5 protein-coding genes are annotated in these 5,441 nt (G+C 66.4%); all 5 read left to right on the forward strand.

Going from position 1 to position 5,441, the window contains the following annotated elements:
- Positions 1-283 precede the first annotated feature (283 nt).
- The gene (gene aqpZ, locus ACIKT0_RS12295) at positions 284-1,024 is read left to right on the forward strand and encodes an aquaporin Z (protein ID WP_407105619.1); all 741 of its coding nucleotides are present in this window, start codon (positions 284-286) and stop codon (positions 1,022-1,024) included.
- A gap of 328 nt (positions 1,025-1,352) precedes the next feature.
- Positions 1,353-1,694: a DUF5343 domain-containing protein gene (locus ACIKT0_RS12300; protein ID WP_407105620.1), complete on the forward strand. Its 342-nt coding sequence runs from the start codon at positions 1,353-1,355 to the stop codon at positions 1,692-1,694.
- 104 nt (positions 1,695-1,798) lie between these two features.
- The gene (locus ACIKT0_RS12305; RefSeq protein ID WP_407105621.1) at positions 1,799-1,951 is read left to right on the forward strand and encodes a hypothetical protein; all 153 of its coding nucleotides are present in this window, start codon (positions 1,799-1,801) and stop codon (positions 1,949-1,951) included.
- A gap of 37 nt (positions 1,952-1,988) precedes the next feature.
- Positions 1,989-2,531 (forward strand): Swt1 family HEPN domain-containing protein, encoded by a 543-nt coding sequence (locus tag ACIKT0_RS12310; RefSeq protein WP_407105622.1) that lies wholly within the window; start codon positions 1,989-1,991, stop codon positions 2,529-2,531.
- A 1,066-nt stretch (positions 2,532-3,597) separates the two neighbouring features.
- Positions 3,598-5,441: AI-2E family transporter (locus ACIKT0_RS12315; protein ID WP_407105623.1), on the forward strand; the 1,844-nt coding region annotated here is incomplete at its 3' end.

Raw genomic sequence — 5,441 nt, forward strand, 5'->3', positions numbered from 1 at the left:
CGCGCAGCAGCTCGGGGTCCCCGGTCAGCTCGGAGGGCGCGGCAGCCTCGAACGCGGCCTGCGGCGCTTCGGAAAAACCGGTCTTGCGGGAGGGCTTTGATGGCATGGCCCGAATATAGGCAGGAACCGGCCGAACGCGAGCCTTCCCGCGCAGCGATCCGCCGCCCGGGCGCCCCCGCCCTTGGTCCGGCTTCCGCCCGGCCGGGCGCGGCGCCTAAACTGCCGGTTGAAATCCAGCGGCGCGGCCGCCCGGCTTCCGCCCCTGGAGGATGAAGGGAACGCGATGCCCTACGATCTCACCCGGCGCATGGTCGCCGAGTTCTTCGGCACGGCCTGGCTGGTGTTCGGCGGCTGCGGCGCGGCGGTGCTGGCCGCCTCCTTCCCCGATCTCGGCATCGGCTTCCTCGGGGTGGCCTTCGCCTTCGGCCTCACCGTGCTGTCGATGGCCTATGCGGTCGGCCACATCTCCGGCGGCCATTTCAACCCGGCGGTGACGCTCGGCCTGTGGGCCGCCGGCCGCTGCGCCAACCGCCATGTGGGCCCCTATGTGGCGGCCCAGATCGTCGGCGCGGTCGTGGGCGCCGCCGCGCTCTACCTGATCGCCTCCGGCAAGGCCGGCTTCGTCCCCGCCGGCTTCGCCTCCAACGGCTATGGCGACCTCAGCCCCGGCAAGTACGGCCTCGGCGCCTGCTTCCTGACGGAGGTGCTGGCGACCTTCTTCTTCCTGTTCATCATCCTCGGCGCGACCTCGAAGGGCGCCGCCACCGGCTTCGCCGGCATCCCGATCGGTCTCGCCCTGACGCTGATCCACCTGATCACCATCCCGGTCACCAACACCTCGGTGAACCCCGCCCGCTCCACCGGCCCGGCGCTGTTCGCCGACGGCGCCTATTTCGGGCAGCTCTGGCTGTTCTGGCTCGCCCCGCTCCTCGGCGCAATTGCCGCCGGCTTCCTGGCGCGCTGGCTCTACGAGGCCGGAAGCATCGACGAGACCACGGTGGTGGAGGAGCGAAGGGTGGGGTGAGGGGGGCATCGCCCTGATCGTACTCGCCCATCGCAGAAGATCAGCGTAGCGCAAGCCGCGCTCTAGCCGCGTGTATGATCGAAGCTGAGCGCCTTCACTGCGCCGCTGCCTACAAGGGCGTGCAGACGCATCGCCATGTGGCTGCGCAGCCCCGGATGCTTTGCGTTGTATGAACTGAGAGGTCGGGCGGCCCCACACTTTGATCGCCGGAGAGGTATCGGAGCCCCCCGAAATCAGCAGCTGCACGTGAGTCGACTGCGGAGTAGAATCACAGCACCCTCACAACCATTCAGCATCGGGGGGGGGCGCTGTGCTTAGCAACCGCTACATGATGAGCGTTAAGAACCTGCCAGCGACCCTCACAAAGATTGTCGAGGGGGCGCCTCCTGAGCCCTTCACTCTTGAGCACTTGGCGGGAATTGGCTTCGGGAGCAGCAGCGATAGGGCCATCATCCCGATACTTAAAGATCTGAATTTTCTCTCGGCTGATGGTCGTCCTACGCAAAGATACTTGGACTATCGTGACAAGACAAAATCGAAGAAGATACTGGGCGAAGCCCTTAAGGAGGCATATGGAGATTTATTCGTCATAAATGAGAGGCTTACGAGGGCCGATAGGGCGGCGATCAACGGAAAGTTCAAATCAAGCCACGGTCGTCCGACAAGGTAGCTGAGCTTCAGACTTCAACCTTCCTCGCCCTTCTGGAAAATGCTGATATAAATTCGACTATACCTGACAATAAGACGCCCGGCATCGATAGCGAGAGGGTCAAGTTGAAGGATGAGATCACTGCAAGGGAAGGGGCGACGGGCGCGCAAGAAATGAGCCTCAACTATAAGATTGAGATCAACCTCCCGGCAACTCGTGATATTGAGATTTACAACGCGATCTTTCGTGCCCTCAGGGAGAACCTGCTGGATGCCTAACGCGGCCGCAATCCGCGATTGGATGTTCCGGGCTATAATGTTTGAAGCTGACGCCGAGACATTCCGTCAGGCCGGAATTAGGATCGGGGCAGACCAGACAGTGCTCGAAAGGTCGTTGTTCGAAGAAACATTAGCTCCTTTTCCCCTGCAGCTTCGGAATGAGGCATTGAGGATGGGGCGGCTTTACGTCTTGCTTCATTGTTTCGAGAATTCAGTCAAGAGGTTAATAAAGGAGAGATTGGAGCAAGCCCACGCGGAAAAGTGGTGGGTTGATGGGGTTCAAGGAAAAATAAGGTCGCTGGCTGAAAGTAGGAAAGGCGCTTCGGTTAAGAATTCATGGTTACAAGGTGAATCGGCCGATCTTCTCTCTTTTATTGACTTTGGAAACCTATCTCAGATTATGGTTGAAAGGTGGGAGCTCTTTTCAGATTTAATACCATCGCAGCATTGGTTGAAGCAGAGATTTGATGAGCTCGAAAAAGCGCTCAATTTCATTGCACATAGCAGGTCTTTGTCGGTGAGCGAGTTCTCACGCATTGAGATGTATATCGCGGATTGGAATGCGCAGGTGGGTCTGTGAGTGCCTTTAGTTCTAGGGAAGATATCTCAATCTCCATTTTGAACGGGCTAGATGCTACTAAGCTGGGGCAACCCCGCGCGTCATGCAACGCGGCTTCTGTCGGAATAAGGAAAATAATCCTTTACACCCCGCCCCCCCCCCCCCCCCCGTGCTCTCATCCCATCACCTTCTCCCGCGCGGGAGGCGTGTCCGGACCGGCCGGCCATGTGGGGGAGGGGCGGCGCCTGCGGCGGGGGATGACCGGATGTCCTCCGCCCCGGGACGGTCGGCACTGCGGCGGGTTGGGAGTGCGAGCGCCGAAAGGCGCGGCCGGCTCCCTTCTGCGACGACGCCGCGCCCCGCATTACGACGGGGACGCGCTTGAGGCGCGGATGGCGCGGAACGCGCGAGGTTTTGCGCGGCCCCAAAGGCCGCCGCCAAAACCCCTGCGCTTCGGGTTCTCGGCCGGCTTCGGCCAGGACCGTTCCGGGCCGGCAGGCGGTCCGCAGCGATCGTTAAGACGCCGCGCGCGGAGCGCCGGGCGGCCGGTTATCCGACTTACGGAACGAGCGGCGGCCCGACGCTCCGCGCCTTCCCGCTGTTTGACCAGGACTGGACGACCCCGAGCCGCAGCCCGCGGCCGATGCCGCGCGCCCGTTGTTCCCCCTCCCTCGCTTCGCGCCTCGGGCGAAGGGCGCTCTTCTCCCTCCCTCGCAGAGGGGAGGGTGGACGGGCGGAGCCCGGCCGGGTGGGGTGTCGAGACGCCCGGACCTCGTCCGTCATGCCCGGCGCAGCCGGGTATCCACGACTTCGGTCGCGCGCGTGGCGGAGAAGGAAGTCGTGGATGCCCGCAAGCGGGCATGACGGGGTCGGCGCGCTACGCCCAAGAACCCCACCCGACCTCGGCCTGGCGGCGGAGGCCACCCTCCCCACCGCTTCGCGGCGAGGACGGATAAGGGGCGGCGGCGCGGCGGGAGAAGAGGGTGGGGCGTTAACGGGGCGGGCGCCAATTCCCGGGGGCGGGGCGGATCGGGCGGAACCTCGCCTGCGCCGGCCCGTTACCATGCCGGGCGAGGGAACACGCGGCGTGCAGCAATTGGTGGCGGAGCGGATTCGCAGGCCCGGCGAGGGTCCGCTGGTGGTGGCGGCGTGGTCGATCGTCGCCGCGGCGGTGGTGGGCGCGCTCTATATCGGCCGTGACCTGCTGATCCCGATCGCGCTCGCGCTGCTGCTGAGCTTCGTGCTGTCGCCGCTGGTCAGCCTCGCCAAGCGCGTTCGCATTCCGCGCAGCATCGCCGTGGTGGCGCTGGTGCTCATGGCGTCGGGGGTGATCGTCGGCCTCGGCGCGGTGCTGGCCGGGCAGGTGGCGCAGCTCGCGGGGGACCTGCCGAAATACCAGTCGACGATGCGCGCCAAGGTGCAGTCGGTCGGCGAGATGATGGGCGGCGGCGCGACGCTCGACCGCGCCGCGGACCTGCTGCAGGATCTGGGCGAGGAGCTCGATCGGCCGAAGGCGTCCGCGCAGACCTTCCCGACGGACGGCCGCCGGAGCGACGGCAAGCCGCAGGATCCGGTGACGGTGCAGGTCCGCCAGCCGCCGCCCACCGCGGTCGAGAACATGCGGGCGGTGATCGAGCCGCTGATCCATCCGCTGGCGACCACCGGCGTGATGATCATCTTCGTGATCTTCATCCTGCTGCAGCGCGAGGATATCCGGAACCGCTTCATGCGGCTCGCCGGCTCGCAGGACATCCAGCGCACGACGGCGGCCCTCGACGACGCCGCGCGAAGGCTGTCGCGGCTGCTGCTGACCCAGCTCGCGCTGAACTCGGCGTTCGGGCTGGTGATCGGCTTCGGGCTCGCGGCGATCGGGGTGCCGAGCGCAGCGCTGTGGGGCATCATGGCCGCGGTGCTGCGCTTCGTGCCCTATATCGGCGCGATCATCGGGGCGCTGTTCCCGATGGCGCTCGCGGCCGCGGTCGATCCGGGCTGGAGCAGCTTCCTGCTCACCGCGGCGTTCTTCGCGGTCACCGAGTTCACGCTCGCCCATCTGATCGAGCCGATGGCGTTCGGCCGCAGCACCGGGCTGTCGCCGGTCGCCGTGGTGGTGTCGGCGACCTTCTGGACGGCGCTGTGGGGACCGATCGGGCTGGTGCTGTCGACGCCATTGACGATCTGCCTGGTGGTCTTGGGGCGGCACGTGCCGAGCCTGTCCTTCCTCGACACGCTGCTCGGCGACCGGCCGGCGCTCAGCCCGCCGGAGATCTTCTACCAGCGCATGCTGGCGCGCGACCCGATCGAGGCCTCCGAGAAGGCGCGCGAGGTGCTGCAGGCGCGCTCGCTCTCGGCCTATTACGAGGAGGTGGCGCTGCCCGGCCTGCTGCTCGCCCAGCGGGACGCCGAGCGCGGCGCCCTGCAGGCCGAGCGGCTCGAGGCGCTGCGCTCCTCGGTGTCGGAGCTGATCGAGGACCTCGACTCCTTCGATGACGCCGACCCCAAGGACGGCGAGGAGACCCACGACCCGGAGGCGATCGACGCGATCGAGAGCGTCGAGACCGACGCGAGCGCCGCGGACCTCACGCCGGGCCCTCAAAGCGCGCCGCGGCCCGACCCGGCGTTCCGGGTGCGCTGCGTGGGTGCGCGCACGCCGGTCGAGGGCGCGGCGGCCGAAATCATGGCCCAGCTGCTCGGCAAGCACGGCCTCACCCCGCAGCTGGAGGACGACGACTTCCTGCTGACCAGCGGCGTGGTGGAGATGGAGGCCGCGGGGCCATCGATCGTGTGCGTGGCGTTCCTGGACGCCGAGGAGGCCCATGTCCGGCTCGTCGTGCGGCGCGTGCGCAGGCGGCTGCCGAGCGCCTATGTGGTCGCCGCCTGCTGGACCTCCGACGAACGCGAGCTGCCGGCGGACGACATCCGCCAGGCCGCCCG

Origin of the sequence: Hansschlegelia beijingensis (genome assembly GCF_045505405.1) — a bacterium.
GTDB classification, from domain to species: Bacteria; Pseudomonadota; Alphaproteobacteria; order Rhizobiales; family Methylopilaceae; genus Methylopila; species Methylopila beijingensis_A.

Excerpts from the sequence above, each read along its gene's own strand:
- ACIKT0_RS12310 (WP_407105622.1), top strand. The coding sequence starts at position 1,989 with ATGTTTGAAGCTGACGCCGAGACATTCCGTCAGGCCGGAATTAGGATC.
- aqpZ (WP_407105619.1), top strand. The coding sequence starts at position 284 with ATGCCCTACGATCTCACCCGGCGCATGGTCGCCGAGTTCTTCGGCACG.
- ACIKT0_RS12300 (WP_407105620.1), top strand. The coding sequence starts at position 1,353 with ATGATGAGCGTTAAGAACCTGCCAGCGACCCTCACAAAGATTGTCGAG.